18 protein-coding genes are annotated in these 16,564 nt (G+C 57.4%); 9 read left to right on the forward strand and 9 right to left on the reverse strand.

Features of this window, described 5'->3' with window-relative positions:
• Window positions 1-381: 381 nt before the first annotated feature.
• Window positions 382-1,593, reverse strand: a complete 1,212-nt coding sequence (gene tyrS, locus DU29_RS0109175; RefSeq protein ID WP_028621472.1) for a tyrosine--tRNA ligase — start codon at window positions 1,591-1,593, stop codon at window positions 382-384.
• A gap of 211 nt (window positions 1,594-1,804) precedes the next feature.
• Here tyrS and DU29_RS0109180 point away from each other — a divergent pair, with 211 nt between their 5' ends.
• A complete protein-coding gene (locus DU29_RS0109180) occupies window positions 1,805-3,232 on the forward strand; it encodes a peptidoglycan DD-metalloendopeptidase family protein (RefSeq protein WP_028621473.1) in 1,428 nt (475 codons plus the stop codon).
• A gap of 3 nt (window positions 3,233-3,235) precedes the next feature.
• Window positions 3,236-4,327 (forward strand): anhydro-N-acetylmuramic acid kinase, encoded by a 1,092-nt coding sequence (locus tag DU29_RS0109185; protein ID WP_028621474.1) that lies wholly within the window; start codon window positions 3,236-3,238, stop codon window positions 4,325-4,327.
• Between the two features lie 76 nt (window positions 4,328-4,403).
• Here DU29_RS0109185 and erpA read toward each other — a convergent pair whose 3' ends face one another.
• Together erpA and argC are read right to left on the reverse strand one after the other, a co-directional pair.
• Window positions 4,404-4,754, reverse strand: coding sequence for an iron-sulfur cluster insertion protein ErpA (gene erpA, locus DU29_RS0109190; protein WP_007947969.1), 351 nt, complete (start codon window positions 4,752-4,754; stop codon window positions 4,404-4,406).
• Window positions 4,755-4,921: 167 nt separating this feature from the next.
• On the reverse strand, window positions 4,922-5,956 hold the full coding sequence (gene argC / locus DU29_RS0109195) for an N-acetyl-gamma-glutamyl-phosphate reductase (protein WP_028621475.1): 1,035 nt from the start codon (window positions 5,954-5,956) through the stop codon (window positions 4,922-4,924).
• A gap of 135 nt (window positions 5,957-6,091) precedes the next feature.
• Here argC and hemJ point away from each other — a divergent pair, with 135 nt between their 5' ends.
• The 6 genes from hemJ to coq7 all read left to right on the forward strand — a co-directional run bounded on the left by hemJ (window position 6,092) and on the right by coq7 (window position 10,573).
• Window positions 6,092-6,520: a protoporphyrinogen oxidase HemJ gene (gene hemJ, locus DU29_RS0109200; protein WP_028621476.1), complete on the forward strand. Its 429-nt coding sequence runs from the start codon at window positions 6,092-6,094 to the stop codon at window positions 6,518-6,520.
• A 33-nt stretch (window positions 6,521-6,553) separates the two neighbouring features.
• The gene (locus tag DU29_RS0109205) at window positions 6,554-7,522 is read left to right on the forward strand and encodes an NAD(P)H-dependent flavin oxidoreductase (RefSeq protein WP_028621477.1); all 969 of its coding nucleotides are present in this window, start codon (window positions 6,554-6,556) and stop codon (window positions 7,520-7,522) included.
• 80 nt (window positions 7,523-7,602) lie between these two features.
• Window positions 7,603-8,577 (forward strand): DUF805 domain-containing protein, encoded by a 975-nt coding sequence (locus DU29_RS0109210; protein WP_028621478.1) that lies wholly within the window; start codon window positions 7,603-7,605, stop codon window positions 8,575-8,577.
• A 61-nt stretch (window positions 8,578-8,638) separates the two neighbouring features.
• Window positions 8,639-9,427: an SDR family NAD(P)-dependent oxidoreductase gene (locus DU29_RS0109215; protein ID WP_028621479.1), complete on the forward strand. Its 789-nt coding sequence runs from the start codon at window positions 8,639-8,641 to the stop codon at window positions 9,425-9,427.
• 79 nt (window positions 9,428-9,506) lie between these two features.
• A complete protein-coding gene (locus DU29_RS0109220) occupies window positions 9,507-9,845 on the forward strand; it encodes a histidine triad nucleotide-binding protein (protein ID WP_028621480.1) in 339 nt (112 codons plus the stop codon).
• A gap of 80 nt (window positions 9,846-9,925) precedes the next feature.
• Complete coding sequence (coq7, locus tag DU29_RS0109225) at window positions 9,926-10,573, forward strand: 2-polyprenyl-3-methyl-6-methoxy-1,4-benzoquinone monooxygenase (RefSeq protein WP_028621481.1); 648 nt, start codon at window positions 9,926-9,928, stop codon at window positions 10,571-10,573.
• A 73-nt stretch (window positions 10,574-10,646) separates the two neighbouring features.
• On the opposite strand, the gene speD is transcribed toward coq7, so the two are convergent.
• Window positions 10,647-11,441, reverse strand: a complete 795-nt coding sequence (gene speD / locus DU29_RS0109230; RefSeq protein ID WP_028621482.1) for an adenosylmethionine decarboxylase — start codon at window positions 11,439-11,441, stop codon at window positions 10,647-10,649.
• A 238-nt stretch (window positions 11,442-11,679) separates the two neighbouring features.
• Window positions 11,680-12,102 carry an OsmC family protein gene (locus DU29_RS0109235; RefSeq protein WP_028621483.1) on the reverse strand — a complete coding sequence of 141 codons (423 nt, stop codon included), beginning with the start codon at window positions 12,100-12,102 and terminating at the stop codon, window positions 11,680-11,682.
• Between the two features lie 239 nt (window positions 12,103-12,341).
• On the opposite strand from DU29_RS0109235, the gene crp reads away from it, so the two are divergent.
• Complete coding sequence (crp, locus tag DU29_RS0109240) at window positions 12,342-12,986, forward strand: cAMP-activated global transcriptional regulator CRP (RefSeq protein ID WP_028621484.1); 645 nt, start codon at window positions 12,342-12,344, stop codon at window positions 12,984-12,986.
• Here crp and DU29_RS0109245 read toward each other — a convergent pair.
• The 4 genes from DU29_RS0109245 to DU29_RS0109260 all read right to left on the reverse strand — a co-directional run bounded on the left by DU29_RS0109245 (window position 12,983) and on the right by DU29_RS0109260 (window position 16,336).
• Window positions 12,983-13,684 carry a lipoate--protein ligase family protein gene (locus DU29_RS0109245; protein ID WP_028621485.1) on the reverse strand — a complete coding sequence of 234 codons (702 nt, stop codon included), beginning with the start codon at window positions 13,682-13,684 and terminating at the stop codon, window positions 12,983-12,985. The two genes, crp and DU29_RS0109245, sit on opposite strands and share 4 nt — an antisense overlap.
• A 166-nt stretch (window positions 13,685-13,850) precedes the next feature.
• Window positions 13,851-14,687: an indole-3-glycerol phosphate synthase TrpC gene (trpC, locus tag DU29_RS0109250; protein ID WP_028621486.1), complete on the reverse strand. Its 837-nt coding sequence runs from the start codon at window positions 14,685-14,687 to the stop codon at window positions 13,851-13,853.
• Window positions 14,684-15,733, reverse strand: a complete 1,050-nt coding sequence (gene trpD / locus DU29_RS0109255; protein WP_028621487.1) for an anthranilate phosphoribosyltransferase — start codon at window positions 15,731-15,733, stop codon at window positions 14,684-14,686. The genes trpC and trpD overlap by 4 nt, the downstream gene beginning before the upstream one ends.
• A gap of 9 nt (window positions 15,734-15,742) precedes the next feature.
• A complete protein-coding gene (locus DU29_RS0109260) occupies window positions 15,743-16,336 on the reverse strand; it encodes an aminodeoxychorismate/anthranilate synthase component II (protein WP_028621488.1) in 594 nt (197 codons plus the stop codon).
• Window positions 16,337-16,564 lie beyond the last annotated feature (228 nt).

Consider the following 16,564-nt stretch of genomic DNA (forward strand, 5'->3'; position numbering starts at 1 on the left):
AGATCTTTCGTCTCAACCGAGGCGCGCATTCTACAGCGCTCCGTGTTTCTGTCAAGCGGTTATTTTAAGAAGTTTTCAAAGTTTCGCTTGGAAATCCTTAACAACTTCAACCACTTGCGCTTCCGATCTCTCGTTAGCGGGAGGCGAATTCTACAGCGTTACTCGCTGCTGTCAACACCTCTTTTTCTCCGCTTTCGACCGAGAAGATCGAATCGTCAAAAGAGCCAAACAACACCGCTCTCCCAACTCTTTCCAGGCTTCGATGATCTGAAGCAAGCCGCTGTCGAAAACTGCGTAACTCATTGTTTACCAAGGAGTTTTCCGTTTCGACTGCGCCGGAAGTGGGGCGAATTATAGACTTCCAGAATCTGCCGTCAACCCCTAATTTATGCTTAATTCAGATTTAAGCGTAATCCGCGCAAATGCCTTCTTACCGGCCTGGCAAACATGGGTCGCGCCCACTGCGTATATAAAGGTGCGATCAACAACTTCACCATCTATACGCACGCCACCGGAATTGAGCAGATCACGGGCCACAGCTGAATTTTTCACCAGCCCCGCCTTATTAAGGACAGCAGCGATCGGCATATCTTCAGCGGCAGTCAGTTCGATCTCAGGCAGATCATCCGGCAGCTCGCCTTCTTTCATACGGTTGCCCGCTGCCCGGTGAGCATTGGCCGCAGCCTCCTCACCATGGAAGCGCGCCACAATCTCCTCAGCCAGCTTGATTTTGATATCGCGCGGATTGGCACCCGCCTCGACATCCGCACGGAATGCATTGATTTCATCCATCGAACGAAAGCTGAGCAGCTCGAAGTAACGCCACATCAGCGCATCAGGAATGGAAACCAGCTTGCTATACATAACGCCCGGCGCTTCCTGAATACCGACATAGTTGCCCAACGACTTGGACATCTTCTTCACGCCATCCAGACCTTCAAGCAACGGCATCGTCAAAATGCACTGTGGCTCCTGACCATACCCGCGCTGCAGCTCGCGCCCCATCAGCAGGTTGAATTTCTGATCAGTCCCGCCCAGCTCGACATCCGCACGCAAAGCGACCGAGTCATAACCCTGGACCAGCGGATAGAGAAACTCATGAATAGCGATTGGCTGGTTAGTTGTGTAGCGCTTGTCGAAGTCATCGCGCTCCAGCATGCGAGCTACGGTGTACTGCGACGTCAGGCGAATGAAATCGGCCGGCCCCATCAGATCCATCCAGGTGGAGTTGAAAGCCACTTCGGTCTTGGCCGGATCAAGAATCTTGAAGACCTGGGTCTTGTAGGTTTCCGCGTTTTCGAGAACCTGCTCGCGGGTCAGAGGAGGACGGGTCGCACTCTTACCGCTCGGATCACCAATCATCCCGGTGAAGTCACCTATAAGGAAGATCACCTGATGCCCCAGCTCCTGGAACTGGCGCAGCTTATTAATAAGCACGGTGTGACCGAGGTGCAGATCCGGTGCGGTTGGGTCGAAGCCTGCTTTAATACGTAGCGGTTGGCCACGTTTGAGCTTTTCAATCAGCTCGGACTCGACCAACAACTCTTCCGCACCACGTTTGATCAGCGCTAGCTGCTCTTCAACCGACTTCATAACAGACCCGTAAGGCTTGAATTCAAAGGGAACCAACCATACAAGATCGCGCGCCAAATACAAAATCTGGCCGGCGCAATGACGCCAATCCGCTGGCAGAGTGTTCGCGGACTTGCTTCAGCGATGATTTGGTTATATTTTATACAGTTATTTCATCTTCATCATGTCATTCATCTTTTCCAATCCATCTTTTTCAAAGTCAAAATTACCTATGACCAAAGAATCGTCTAAAGCGCCACCGCTTTACCCGAAGACCCACCTGCTAGCAGCAAGCGGTATTGCCGCCCTTCTGAGCCTGGCCCTTCTGGTATTCCCATCCAGCGACGTTGAAGCAAAAAAGACAACCCTGAGCCTTGAACTGGAAAGCCCTGCTGAACAACTGACACAGGATCAAGACGCCGCTGAAGCCGTTCAAGCCACAAATGAGCCGGCAGAATCGCCGTTTGCGCAGATAGAAAACAGTGCCGAAGATGCCCCGCAAACAGCCGAAGCAACTCCAGCGTCCGAGCCCGAGCCGGTCGTTGAAGAGCAGAAGGCGCCAAATCACAGGGAAGTCGTGGTTGCCAGAGGCGATACGCTCTCTACCCTGTTCGAGAAAGTAGGCCTTCCAGCCACTTCGGTGCATGAGGTATTGGCCAGCGACAAGCAGGCCAGGCAATTCAGCCAGCTGAAACGCGGCCAGAAACTCGAATTCGAACTCAATCCGGAAGGCCAGCTGACCAACCTGCACAGCAAAGTCAGCGACCTGGAAACCATCACCCTGACCAAGAACGACAAGGGTTACGCGTTTAATCGCATTACCACCAAACCCACCGTTCGCTCGGCTTATGTGCACGGCGTGATCAACAGTTCGCTGTCGCAATCGGCAGCGCGGGCAGGCTTGTCGCACAGTCTGACCATGGACATGGCCAGCGTGTTTGGCTACGACGTCGACTTCGCCCAGGACATCCGTCAAGGTGACGAATTTGACGTCATCTACGAACAGAAAGTTATCAACGGCAAGCCTGTCGGCAATGGTCCGATCCTTTCCGCACGCTTCACCAACCGCGGCAAGACTTACACCGCTGTGCGTTACACCAATAAACAAGGCAATAGCAGTTACTACACTGCTGATGGCAACAGCATGCGCAAGGCGTTCATCCGTACCCCGGTTGACTTCGCTCGCATCAGCTCGAAATTCTCCATGGGCCGCAAGCACCCGATCCTGAACAAAATCCGTGCCCACAAAGGTGTCGACTACGCAGCCCCGCGCGGCACGCCAATCAAGGCTGCCGGTGACGGCAAGGTATTGCTGGCCGGTCGCCGCGGCGGTTATGGCAACACCGTGATCATCCAGCACGGCAATACTTACCGCACCCTGTACGGCCACATGCAAGGTTTCGCCAAAGGCGTGAAAACCGGTGGCAGCGTAAAGCAAGGCCAGGTGATCGGTTACATCGGCACCACGGGTCTCTCAACCGGCCCGCACTTGCACTACGAGTTCCAGGTCAACGGCGTACACGTCGATCCATTGGGGCAGAAAGTAGCCATGGCTGATCCGATCTCGAAAGGCGAGCGCTCGCGCTTCCTGGCTCAGAGCAAACCGTTGATGGCGCGCATGGATCAAGAGAAATCCACCATGCTGGCTTCGAAGCGTTAAGTCATGGCGCTCTATATAGGCGTGATGTCCGGCACCAGCCTTGATGGACTGGACATTGCGCTGATCGAGCTGACCCCGGTGATCAAGCTGATCGCCACGCATTACATTCCCATGCCCGACAATCTGCGCCTCGAGCTGCTCGGCTTGTGCGCCAGCGGGCCAGACGAGATCGCCCGCTCCGCCATTGCCCAGCAGAACTGGGTGAAGCTGGCCGCGCAAGGCATTCACACGCTCCTCGACCAGCAACTGCTGAAACCTGAAGAAATTCGCGCGATTGGCAGCCACGGCCAGACCATTCGCCACGAACCGGCGCGCGGTTTTACTGTGCAGATCGGCAATCCTGCCCTGCTGACAGAGCTGACCGGCATCACCGTCGTTGGCGATTTCCGCAGTCGCGATGTCGCCGCAGGTGGCCAAGGCGCCCCTCTGGTACCCGCCTTTCATGAAGCGCTATTTGAAGAACAGGCCGGCAACCGTGCAGTGTTGAATGTTGGCGGCTTCAGCAATCTCAGCCTGATCGAACCAGGCAAGCCCGTGGCGGGTTTCGACTGCGGACCGGGCAATGTGTTGCTGGATGCCTGGATCCACCAGCAGCGCGGCGACAATTTCGATCGCGACGGCCAATGGGCTGCTACGGGCAGCGTTCAACCCGCTTTGTTGAAAGCATTGCTCAGCGATCCGTTCTTCTTCACACAAGGTCCGAAAAGCACAGGGCGCGAAGTATTCAACCTGCCGTGGCTGACGCGGAAGCTGTCACAGTTGCCGCAGTTTGCCCCCCAAGACGTGCAGGCCACCCTGCTTGAACTGACGGCACAGACCATCATCGAATCGCTGCGAAGCGCCCAGTCGGATACCCGTGAACTACTGGTCTGCGGCGGAGGCGCGCATAACGCCACGTTGATGAACAGGCTGGCGACGCTCTTGCCGAACGCAAAAGTCAGCAGCACTGACGCTTATGGAGTAGATCCGGACTGGGTCGAAGCGATGGCGTTCGCATGGCTGGCTCATTGTTGCCTGGAGGGTATTGCGGCCAATCGCCCAAGCGTCACCGGCGCCCGGGGCTTGCGGGTACTCGGCGCGATTTACCCCGCCTGACTTCTCCGAGAAATTACACACAGCAAAACGCCGCAGAGCTTTAAGGCCCTGCGGCGTTTTGTAATGCAGAGTGTTATCAGATCGAGAACGAAGACCCGCAACCACAGGTGGTGCTGGCATTCGGGTTCTTGATCACGAACCGCGAACCTTCCAGACCTTCCTGATAATCCACCTCGGCACCCGCCAGGTACTGGAAACTCATTGGATCGACCACCAGACTCACACCTTCGCGCTCGACGATGGTGTCGTCATCGGCCACTTCCTCATCGAAAGTGAAACCGTACTGAAAACCTGAACAACCGCCACCCGTAACAAATACGCGCAGCTTCAAGCGATCATTCCCCTCTTCATCGACCAGGCTCTTCACTTTGTGCGCAGCACCGTGAGTGAATTGCAAAGCCGTGGGGGTGAAGGATTCGACGCTCATGCTGACTATCTCCCGGCGTTACGCCGCCATAATGCGTGATGACGCGCATTATCCGCTTCTCCTAGAAAATCGGTCAACTATTGTTACGGTATATCAATCGAACCAAACACCAATCCTAAATGCAAAAAGGCCCTTCCGAGGGCCTTTGTGCTGAGTTCAAACCGGTGTTACGGCAGCATGCCTGCATGAGACAGACCGAAGCGCTCGTCCAGACCGAACAGGATGTTCATGTTCTGCACCGCTTGCCCCGACGCGCCTTTGACCAGATTGTCGATGACCGAGAGCACGACCACCAGATCACCGTCCTGAGGACGATGTACAGCGATGCGGCACACATTGGCACCACGCACGCTGCGGGTTTCCGGATGACTGCCGGCCGGCATCACATCGACGAACGGTTCGTTGGCATAACGCTTTTCAAACAGCGCCTGCAGATCCACCGAGCGATCGACAACGCTTGCGTACAGTGTCGAGTGGATGCCGCGAATCATCGGCGTCAGGTGCGGCACGAACGTCAAACCGACGTCCTTGCCGGCGGCACGACGCAGGCCCTGGCGAATTTCCGGCAAATGACGATGCCCTTTGACCGCGTAGGCCTTCATGCTTTCTGAAGTCTCGGCGTACAGCGAACCGACAGAAGCGCCACGACCGGCGCCACTGACACCGGATTTGCAATCGGCGATCAGACGCGTGGTGTCGGCCAGACCGGCTTCGAGCAATGGCAGGAACCCCAGCTGAGTGGCCGTCGGGTAGCAACCCGGCACCGCGATCAGACGCGCCTGCTTGATCTGCTCACGATTGACTTCCGGCAGACCGTAGACCGCCTCTTCCAGCAGCTGCGGCGCACCGTGCGGCTGACCGTACCACTTGGCCCACTCATCGGCGTCCTGCAGACGGAAATCGGCGGACAGATCGATGACCTTCGTGCCCGCGGCCAGCAACTCGCCAGCCAGAGCGTGGGCAACACCGTGCGGCGTGGCGAAGAACACCACGTCGCAAGCGCCGAGAGTTTTCACGTCCGGCACGCTGAATGCCAGACCGTCGTAGTGGCCGCGCAGGTTCGGGTACATGTCAGCCACGGCCAGACCGGCCTCGGATCGGGAAGTGATCACGACCACTTCTGCTTGCGGATGCTGTGCCAACAGACGCAACAGTTCGACACCGGTGTAACCCGTACCGCCGACGATACCGACCTTGACCATAAACCTGCCCTCAACGAACCCACTGGAAAGCCGTCGATAATAGGGGCCGCGCGCCCCTGCGACAACCGCCAAGGTGACGTGCGGCCGCTCTACCCTCTACTATCGTGGCTACCGTGAACCTGGGAATAACTAAAAATGCTCTATCTGTGGCTAAAAGCGTTTCACATCATCAGCATGGTCTGCTGGTTTGCCGGCCTGTTCTACCTGCCGCGACTGTTCGTCTATCACGCTCAAAGTGAGGATACGGTCAGCAAGGAACGCTTCAGCGTCATGGAGCGCAAGTTGTACCGCGGCATCATGGGTCCGGCGATGATCGCCACGCTGATTTTCGGTATTGCGCTGATCTACCTCAACCCGAGCATATTCAGCCAGGGCGGGTGGATTCACGCCAAACTGACCCTGGTCGTGCTGCTGATTGGCTACCACCACATGTGCGGCGCGCAGGTAAAACGCTTTGCCCGTGGCGAAAACACCCGCAGCCATGTCTTTTATCGCTGGTTCAATGAAGTGCCGGTTCTGATATTGCTGGCTATCGTAATTCTCGTCGTCGTTCGGCCGTTCTAACTTAAATCGGCACCACTTATCGGGGTACTTCCAATGTCGCTGCCCGCATTGCTCGAACAACGTCTGCGTCTGCCCGTAGTGGCTGCGCCGATGTTCTTGATTTCCAACCCGCAACTGGTCCTTGCCTGCTGCCGCAACGGCGTGGTGGGCAGTTTTCCCGCACTCAATCAGCGTGAAAGCAGTGGTTTCAAGGCCTGGCTGGAAGAGATCGAAGCGGGCCTGGCGACACTGGACGACCCGGCGCCGTATGCCGTGAACCTGATCGTGCACAACAGTAATCCGCGTCTGCAGGCGGACCTCGACATCTGCATCGAACACAAAGTACCGATCGTGATCACCAGCCTCGGCGCGGTGAAGGAACTGGTGGATGCCGTGCACGGTTATGGCGGTCTGGTGTTTCATGACGTAACCACTCGCCGCCATGCCGAGAAAGCCGCAGAGGCTGGCGTCGATGGTCTGATCGCCGTGGCCGCAGGCGCTGGTGGCCATGCCGGTACCTGGAGTCCGTTTTCGCTGATTGCCGAAATCCGTCAGTTCTTCGACAAGACCCTGTTGCTCGCCGGCTGCCTCAACCACGGCCATGAAATTCTGGCCGCACAATTGCTGGGTGCGGATTTGGCCTACTTCGGCACGCGATTTATCGGTACCACTGAAAGTCACGCGCCTGACGCCTACAAGGAGATGCTGCTGACTTCCAGAGCGGCCGACATCGTTCATACTCCGGCGGTGTCCGGCGTGCCGGCAAGTTTCATGCGTCAGAGCCTCGAAGCCGCAGGTTTTGATATGGCGGCGCTTCGGGGCAAGGGCGAAGTCAACTTCGGCTCCAAGCTCAAGCCGCTGAGTGATGAAGCCAAGGCGTGGAAAACCGTGTGGTCCGCCGGCCAAGGTGTCGGCGACATCAATGATCTGCCCAGCGTAGATGAACTGGTGGCACGCCTTGATGCCGAATACCGCAATGCGTTGCAACGAGCGGGCGAATTCCCCAAACGCTGGCCGCGCTGATCCACCGTTTGGCCAGCGCTTCACGGCTGACCTTATTACATTCGTATTTTTTTCTGACTACGCGACAAGGATGCCTCGCAATGAGCGATAACCGCTTCAAGATCGTCTTCGACGGCGCTCTGCTGCCTGGCGTGGATATCACGACTGCCAAATGCAATCTGGCCGAACTGTTCAAAAGTGACGTCGCCGCCATCGAACGCTTGTTCAGTGGCCGACCGGTGGCACTCAAGCGTGACCTGTCACAGGCAGATGCACAGACTTATCTTCAGGCACTGAAAAAAACCGGCATCGATGCACGAATCGAAAGCGAGCCTTCGATCGAACTCAGTCTGGCCGATGTCCACGAGCATGCCGCGCCCGATAATCAATTATCGGCAGAGCCTTCTTCGCCTTACGCGCCACCACGCGCAGCCGTCGGCGATACGCTGCCGGCGTTTGCAGCTCTGAAGCCGTTCAGCGTTGAAGGTCGCATCGGTCGCTTGCGCTATCTGGCCTGGACCATGGTGCTGACGCTAGTGACGCTCGGCATCGGCAGCATATTTGCCATGTTCGGTTTTGCCCTCATCAGCTCGGACTCCACCGCTGGCCTGATTCTGGTCGGCCTGCTGGCCTTTATTCTGGTGGTGGTACTCGCGATTGCCACTGTGCTGTTCATGATTCAGCGGCTGCACGATATCGGCTGGTCCGGCTGGCTATGGCTGTTGGTCCTGGTGCCTTTCGTCGGGAGCATTTTCCCGCTTGTGATCATGGTGATGCCCGGGAATGCTACCGCCAACCGCTATGGTCCACCTGCTCCACCCAATACCACTGCGGTGAAAGTGCTGGCCGCGCTGTGGCTGGTGTTTATCGCTCTTGGATTCATTGGCGGACTCGCCGGTGGCCTCACCGCCATCCAGAGCGAGTATGAGAGTGCGGCTCAAACCACCTACGAAAGTGACTCCGCGACCACCGATGAGATCGAAGATCCAACTGCCGTGGAAGTTGAGCCGGTGCCGGATGCCGTCGAGGATTCAGCCGAAGAAGCCGCGCCACCTGTAGACTCTGCGAAAGAATGAACAGCGCTCTCCGCCCGTGACACTGCGTCGCCGGCGCGAAGCTGTTGCGATGGAGAATTGCATGACCCGTTACGCTCTGATCACTGGCGCTTCCAGCGGCATCGGCCTGGCGATGGCCGAAGCCCTGGCCCGCCGCGGGCGCAGCCTGATTCTGGTGGCCCGACAACGTGATCAGCTGGAAAGCATTGCGATTGAACTGACTCAACGTTTCGGCGTGGAGGTGCTGTTTCGCGCCTGCGATCTCGGTGAGCCGCTGAGGCTTTCCGGATTTTTGCTGGAACTGGAAGAAGGCGACCGGCAGATCGATCTGCTGGTCAACTGCGCCGGCATCGGCACTTGCGGACCTTTCCTGGCGCAGGACTGGATGACTGAGCAGGACCTGATCGAGGTCAACATTCTGGCCCTGACGCGCCTGTGTCACGCCATCGGCAACACAATGGCATTGCAAGGTGGCGGGCAAATATTGAACGTTGCATCGATTGCAGCCTTTCAGCCGGGCCCCTGGATGAGCACCTACTACGCAAGCAAAGCCTACGTGCTGCACTTTTCCGAGGCTTTGCGCGTCGAGCTGAAGAAATGCGCGGTAAAGGTATCGGTGCTGTGCCCCGGCCCGACCCGCACGGCATTCTTCCGCACCGCACAACTGAACACTGACAAGCTCAATGACCATAACCGGCTGATGAGTCCTGAGGAAGTTGCGCTCTACACTGTGCGCGCACTTGAGAAAAATCGCGCAATCATTATTCCCGGGAGGCGTAACCGCTGGATCGCATTCCTGCCACGTTTCGGTTCACGCTGGCTGAACCGCACGATCGCCGGCAGGATCAACAAGGCTTACTGCCCTCGCTGAAGGGTCTGACGCAAAATTCTGGGCTGCTGCATCTTCCCTGAGTACACTCAGGCCAGCCCCTACAACGGAGAAAACAGCTGTGGATACTCTGTTTACCAAGATTATCAACCGGGAGATCCCGGCGAAAATCATCTACGAGGACGACCAGGCTCTGGCCTTCCACGACATTGCCCCCCAGGCACCGGTGCATTTTCTGGTCATTCCGAAGAAGCCCGTGCGCACCCTCAACGATCTCACCGAGGACGACAAGGCATTGGCCGGGCACATTCTGTTCACCGCCCAGCGTCTGGCGCTGGAACTCGGCTGCGAAGAAGGGTTCCGCGTGGTCATGAATTGCAATGAACTCGGCGGGCAAACTGTCTATCACATTCACATGCATGTGCTGGGTCAGCGCCAGATGAACTGGCCGCCGGGTTAATAGAACACGGATGACCCAGCGCAAACCTTCGGCGGCCTGTTGAGTTAAACTGGCCGCCGAGATTTTTCCCGGAGGTCAGCATGACTACCCAACGTCACTATTCGCCCATTGACCGTCTCCTGTTGCAAGCTGACGCCGCCATGCGCACCCTGCTGCCTTCCAGTGGCCAGCCGTATCGTCCGTCGCCGGCCATCGTGCAGCCGGACGTGCAACTAAGCGATGAAGACACTCGTCACGTCGCCGGTCTCATGCGTATCAACCATACCGGTGAAGTCTGTGCCCAGGCGCTTTATCAGGGCCAGGCGCTGACAGCCAAACTGCCGCAAGTGCGTGCCGCGATGGAACACGCTGCGGAAGAAGAAATCGACCATCTAGTCTGGTGCGAGCAACGCATCCACCAATTGGGCAGTCATACCAGCATTCTCAATCCGCTGTTCTATGGAATGTCTTTCGGGATTGGCGCAGTTGCAGGGCTGATCAGTGACAAGGTCAGTCTGGGTTTTGTTGCGGCGACCGAACATCAAGTCTGCAAACACCTGAACGAGCACCTCGAACAATTGCCTGCCGAAGACGAAAAGTCTCGGGCGATTCTCGAGCAGATGCGTATTGATGAAGAACATCATGCTGAAAGTGCCCTGGAGGCAGGCGGGTTTCGTTTTCCGGCGCCGGTACGGTTCGGGATGAGTCTGTTGGCGAAGGTCATGACCAAGAGTACATATCGGATCTGACCTGTGTTGTGTATCCCACACATGAAAAAGGCGACTGCCGTGAGGTAGTCGCCTTTTTTGTGCCCGGGGAATCTTAGGTCGGCATGTTGCGCGCGTAGAAGATTTCGAGCATTTCGTGTTTCACACGATGTGTCACCTGCGCACGTTGCTCAGTGGACAGGTTGTTGGTCGCGTCACCGAACAGGTAGTTATCCAGTTCGAAGTTCTTCAACAGCATTTTGGTGTGGAACAGGTTCTCCTGGTACACGTTCACGTCGGTCATCTGATACGCGTCGCGGGTGTCTTCGGAAAGGTAGTTCTGGATCGAGTTGATCTCGTGGTCGATGAAGTGCTTCTTGCCTTCGACGTCACGAGTGAAACCGCGCACGCGATAATCCACGGTCACAATGTCCGAATCGAACTGGTGAATCAGGAAGTTGAGCGCTTTAAGCGGTGAAATGACACCACAGGTCGACACGTCAATGTCCACACGGAAAGTTGCAATACCGTCCACCGGATGGATTTCCGGATAGGTATGCACCGTGATATGGCTCTTGTCGAGGTGGGCCAGGATAATTTCGGGCAGCGGGCCCGGCGATTCTTCGATCTGGCTGTCGGTCGGGGTCACCGGCTCTTCAGAGATCAGAATCGTGACGCTGGCGCCCTGCGGATCGTAATCCTGACTGGCGATGTTCAGGATGTTGGCACCAATGATATCGACAACTTCTGTGAGAATCTGCGTCAGGCGTTTCGCGTTGTACTCTTCATTGATGTACTCGACGTAAGCCTGCTGGTCTTGCGGAGTTTCCGCATAGCAGATGTCATAGATGTTGAAGCTCAAGGTCTTTGTCAGGTTATTGAACCCGTGGAGCTTGAGTTTGCTTTTCACCGTTAAAAACTCTCTATGTATTGCGGCCCGGCCGCGTGATCAAGCATGCCCGTCAGATGCGAACGACGCACCTGCGTAGGACGGTTAACACCTCTTCGCGATGGCGATTTTGGTTGTCTGTCCGGGTGCGAGGTCTGTTGGTTGACCGACCACTACCCTGAAAAAAGTGGCGCATTATGCAGACGTCAGCGTGGGATCGCCAGAGTCTGCACTGCTTTTATGATAGTTGAATGTCGATTCAACCGAGTTCGACGATTTCGTAGTCGTGGGTAATCTCGACACCGCCCGCGCCGAGCATGATCGACGCCGAGCAGTACTTCTCGGCGGACAGCTCGATGGCACGCTTGACCTGGGCTTCTTTCAGCCCCCGCCCCTTGACCACGAAGTGCATATGAATTTTGGTGAAGACCTTGGGATCTTCAGTCGCGCGCTCGGCTTCCAGGAAGGCTTCGCAGCTCTCGACGGCCTGACGGGACTTTTTGAGGATGCTGACCACGTCGAAATTGCTGCAACCGCCAACGCCCAGCAAGAGCATTTCCATGGGCCGCACACCCAGGTTACGACCGCCGGACTCGGGTGGACCGTCCATGACCACGACATGACCGCTGCCGGATTCACCGAGGAACATGGCTTCGCCAGCCCATTGGATGCGTGCCTTCATCGCCAAGACTCCACTGTATAAAAAAGGGTCGCCAGCTTAGCACAGGGACTTGGGTTGACCGGTCCTAAGACATATCCGTCCGAGCTGTAAGGTAAATGCTCGAATGTTGCGGGACGTGTCTGGTAAGCTGACGCCAATCCGCTGGCGCATAGCCAGCTTCGCGGCGAACCGTCCTCCATCGTTCGCCAACAACTACAAAAAATATCAAATACACCGTGCAGTCTTTTCGGGATACAACCATGGTTGCTATTGCCCCACCACCCAAAATCAAAAATCTCGACAAACTGCTGATGCATTGCCAGCGCCGCCGTTATGCGGCCAAGAGCAACATCATCAGTGAGGGCGACCGCTCGGAAACGCTGTTCTTCATTATCAAGGGTTCCGTCACCATCCTCATCGAAGACGATGACGGTCGTGAAATGGTCATCGCCTACCTGAACTCCGGGGATTTCTTCGGCGAACTGGGCCTGTTTGAGCAGGCAGGTCACGAGCAGCAGCGCAGCGCCGGAGTTCGGGCGAAGATCGAGTCCGAGGTCGCAGAAATCAGCTACACGAAATTTCGCGAACTGTCCCTGCTAGACCCTGAGATTCTTTACGTACTCAGCGGACAAATCGCACAACGCCTGCGCAACACAACGCGCAAGGTCGGTGACCTGGCATTCTTCGACGTCACTGGACGTGTCGCTCGCTGCCTGCTGGAGTTGTGCAAACAGCCGGACGCCATGACGCACCCCGATGGCATGCAGATCAAGGTGACGCGTCAGGAAATCGGACGGATTGTCGGCTGTTCGCGGGAAATGGTCGGCCGGGTACTCAAGGATCTGGAAGAGCGCAACCTGGTGGACGTTAAAGGCAAGACCATGGTGGTCTTCGGCACGCGTTAAATCTCGAACATCCGCGCCAGCAACTGCCGGTACAACGCATCGAGCCGCTCAAGTGCATCCGGGGCGCTGAATTTTTCATGCAGGGCGATGTGGCTCTCGGCGCGAACCCGCTGCTCAAGACCGCAGGCCTCATTGAAGCGATTGACTGCCGCAACCATCGACTCGCGCTCGTTCTCCAGCAACATGGCACCGTGGACCAATCCCACCGGCCGCGTGCCACCCTTGCTTTGACGCCAGCGCTGAGCGGTGCCGACCATTTTGCGTCCGTCGAGGTTGACGTTGAAACGGCCATCGCAGAATGCGCCATCGATTTCACCCAGCGACGAAACGCCGCCCTGTTCATCGAGCAACTGACAGATCGGATCACAGAGTCGGCGGTAGGCGCTTTCGATGCGGTTCTGATCGCCCTCGCTGCGTGGGGGGGCGTAGACCAGTGCGATGTTAAGGGTTGAGGGGGATTGCGGAACCGGCTCTCCGCCGGTTTCTCGCAGCAGTACCGGCCAACCGGCGGCCGCGGACACTTCGCAAGCGGCTTCGAAACCGGGTAGGCGACTCAGTCGGCGCGGCATGACCAAGGCCCGGTCGCTGGGTTGCCAGAACAAGAGGCTGAACTCTGAGTCGCCCGTGCAGACGTGGGCCAATAAATCCTGTTCGGCCTGCAGGCCGGCTTCGACGCTGAGGTTGGTCGGCTGGGTCATGGACTATTCCGCAAGGTCTGAAATTTTTGAGGAATTCAAAGGCCTCTTCGCGAGCAAGCCCGCTCCCACATTGGTCCGCGTTCACTCAGACAATGCTGATCAACTATGGGAGCGAGCCTGGTTCGGGCGGCGTTCCGACGATGAGGCCGGCCCGGCACATCAACACTCAGTCAAGGGTAGAACCACTCACCACAACACCGCGCTCCGGGAAGAACAGGCGCTGCAACTCGGTGCCTGGGTTTTCAGCGCGCATGAACGCCTCACCCACCAGGAATGCGTACACGTCGCTGATTTCCATCAGCTCAACGTCGGCCCGATTGAGGATGCCACTTTCCGTGATCACCAGACGATCACGCGGAATACGCGGTAACAGGTCCAGCGTGGTTTCCAGATTGACGTCGAAGGTATGCAGGTTGCGGTTGTTAATGCCCACCAGTGGCGTATCGAGGGTTTTCAGTGCACGTTCCAGTTCGTCACCGTCGTGCACTTCCACCAACACGTCGAGGCCGACGCTCTTCGCCACTGCCGCCAGCTCGGCCATTTTCACGTCGTCCAGCGCAGACACGATCAACAGCACGCAGTCCGCACCCAACGCGCGGGCTTCGATGATCTGGTATGGATCGATCATGAAATCCTTGCGGATCACTGGCAGGTTGCAGGCAGCCCGCGCCTGCTGCAGGTATGCATCGGCACCCTGGAAGTAATCGATATCGGTCAGCACCGACAGGCACGTTGCGCCGCCCTTCTCGTAGCTTTTGGCGATGTCGGCAGGCACGAAATCTTCGCGGATCACACCTTTGCTCGGCGATGCTTTTTTGATTTCAGCAATCACCGCGGGCTCTTTCAGCTTGGCCTGAGCGATCAGTGCCTTGGCGAAACCACGGGGTGCATCGGCCGCCTTGGCCAGACTTTCCAGCTCGGCGAGACTCACACGAGCGCTGCGCTCGGCGACTTCTTCGACTTTACGCGCCAGAATGTTTTCCAGAACCGTCGGTACACTCATCCCTCATTCTCCACTCTGAATACCGCGGTAAATGCACCCAGCTCCTCAAGCTTTTCCCGAGCGAGGCCGGTGTGCAGCGCGTCGTGCGCCAGGGCAACGCCCTCTTTCAAACTGGTCGCCAGGTCGGCGGCGTACAACGCCGCACCGGCATTGAGCACGATCATTTCGGCGGCTTTCTGACCGTTCTCGGTCTTGCGCTTGCCGAGGGCATCGCGAATCAGCTCAAGCGAAGCCGCCGGGCTTTCTACCGCCAGACCGTGCAGGCTCTGGCTCTTCATGCCCAGGTCTTCAGGCTCGACCCAGTACTCGGTGACCTGATCATTCTTCAATTCCGCGACAAAGGTCGGCGCGGCCAGACTGAATTCGTCGAGGCCGTCCTTGGAATGCACCACCAACACATGCTTGCTGCCCATGCGCTGCAAGACTTCGGCCAACGGCCGGCACAACGCTTGGCTGAACACGCCGACAACTTGATGCTTCACGCCGGCCGGATTCGTAAGCGGGCCAAGCATGTTGAACAAGGTGCGCAGACCCAGCTCGCGGCGTGGGCCGGCGGCGTGTTTCATCGCGCTGTGGTGCGTCTGGGCAAACATGAAACCGATGCCGACGTTGTCGATGCAGCGCGCGACCTGGACTGGCGTCAGGTTCAGATAGATGCCGGCCGCTTCGAGCAGATCGGCGCTGCCGCTCTTGCCCGATACCGCGCGGTTACCATGCTTGGCGACCGTGCAACCGGCGGCGGCCACCACAAACGAGGACGCAGTAGAAACGTTGAAGATGTTCGCGCCGTCGCCGCCGGTACCGACCACGTCCACCACGCCATCAAGCGTTTTCAATTCGACCTTGTCTGCCAGCTCGCGCATGACCGACACCGCGCCGACTATCTCGTCGATGCTTTCGCTCTTCATGCGCATGGCCATCATGAACGCGCCTATCTGCGCATCGGTGCATTGCCCCGTCATGATCTCGCGCATGACATCGCGCATTTCTTCGGTGCTGAGGTCGAGCTGATCGACGATACGGCTCAGGGCTGTCTTGATATTCATGGAAAGTCCTTAGCGCGTGCCGCCGGTTTGTTTGAGGAAGTTGGCGAACAGCTCGTGGCCCTGCTCCGTGAGGATGGACTCGGGATGAAATTGCACGCCTTCGATGTTCAGCGTCTTGTGGCGCAGGCCCATGATTTCGTCGACGGTGCCGTCTTCGTGCTGAGTCCAGGCAGTCAGCTCCAGACAGTCCGGCAGAGTTTCGCGTTTTACGACCAACGAGTGATAGCGCGTAACCGTCAGCGGATGATTCAGACCTTCGAACACGCCTTTGTCTTCGTGGAAAACCGGGCTGGTCTTGCCGTGCATGACCTGGCGTGCGCGGACCACATCGCCGCCAAAGGCTTGGCCAATCGATTGGTGGCCCAGGCAGACGCCGAGAATCGGCAGCTTGCCGCCGAAGTGTTTGATCACGTCGATCGAGACGCCAGCTTCGTTCGGCGTGCACGGGCCGGGGGAAACGACAATCCGCTCGGGGTTGAGCGCTTCGATTTCGGCGATAGTGAGTTCATCGTTGCGCACGACTTTGACCTGGGAGCCAAGCTCACCGAGGTATTGCACAACGTTGTAAGTAAAAGAGTCGTAGTTATCGATCATCAGCAACATGGCGTTAAGAACCTCTTGAATTCACTGACTTCAGTTCAGCCTTCGGATGCGTTGCCCGCAGCGTCCTGCACTTTGTCGGTCGCTGGAATCGCGCCTCAAAGCGGTTTGTCGTGCGGGTAAAGAAGGCAAAGCGATGAAAATCCGGCCGGGCCGGCAGAAGGATTCAGGCGCGCCAACGCCAACGGGCGTGTGCCTTGATGACTTGATCCAGAAGTTTGCTGACGATCA

Source organism: Pseudomonas sp. Ant30-3 (assembly GCF_000690905.1).
Taxonomy (GTDB): Bacteria; Pseudomonadota; Gammaproteobacteria; order Pseudomonadales; family Pseudomonadaceae; genus Aquipseudomonas.

Coding starts and splice junctions, on each gene's coding strand:
- tyrS (WP_028621472.1), bottom strand. CDS start 1,593: ATGAAGTCGGTTGAAGAGCAGCTAGCGCTGATCAAACGTGGTGCGGAA.
- DU29_RS0109180 (WP_028621473.1), top strand. CDS start 1,805: ATGACCAAAGAATCGTCTAAAGCGCCACCGCTTTACCCGAAGACCCAC.
- DU29_RS0109185 (WP_028621474.1), top strand. CDS start 3,236: ATGGCGCTCTATATAGGCGTGATGTCCGGCACCAGCCTTGATGGACTG.
- erpA (WP_007947969.1), bottom strand. CDS start 4,754: ATGAGCGTCGAATCCTTCACCCCCACGGCTTTGCAATTCACTCACGGT.
- argC (WP_028621475.1), bottom strand. CDS start 5,956: ATGGTCAAGGTCGGTATCGTCGGCGGTACGGGTTACACCGGTGTCGAA.
- hemJ (WP_028621476.1), top strand. CDS start 6,092: ATGCTCTATCTGTGGCTAAAAGCGTTTCACATCATCAGCATGGTCTGC.
- DU29_RS0109205 (WP_028621477.1), top strand. CDS start 6,554: ATGTCGCTGCCCGCATTGCTCGAACAACGTCTGCGTCTGCCCGTAGTG.
- DU29_RS0109210 (WP_028621478.1), top strand. CDS start 7,603: ATGAGCGATAACCGCTTCAAGATCGTCTTCGACGGCGCTCTGCTGCCT.
- DU29_RS0109215 (WP_028621479.1), top strand. CDS start 8,639: ATGACCCGTTACGCTCTGATCACTGGCGCTTCCAGCGGCATCGGCCTG.
- coq7 (WP_028621481.1), top strand. CDS start 9,926: ATGACTACCCAACGTCACTATTCGCCCATTGACCGTCTCCTGTTGCAA.
- DU29_RS0109235 (WP_028621483.1), bottom strand. CDS start 12,102: ATGAAGGCACGCATCCAATGGGCTGGCGAAGCCATGTTCCTCGGTGAA.
- crp (WP_028621484.1), top strand. CDS start 12,342: ATGGTTGCTATTGCCCCACCACCCAAAATCAAAAATCTCGACAAACTG.
- DU29_RS0109245 (WP_028621485.1), bottom strand. CDS start 13,684: ATGACCCAGCCGACCAACCTCAGCGTCGAAGCCGGCCTGCAGGCCGAA.
- trpC (WP_028621486.1), bottom strand. CDS start 14,687: ATGAGTGTACCGACGGTTCTGGAAAACATTCTGGCGCGTAAAGTCGAA.
- trpD (WP_028621487.1), bottom strand. CDS start 15,733: ATGAATATCAAGACAGCCCTGAGCCGTATCGTCGATCAGCTCGACCTC.
- DU29_RS0109260 (WP_028621488.1), bottom strand. CDS start 16,336: ATGTTGCTGATGATCGATAACTACGACTCTTTTACTTACAACGTTGTG.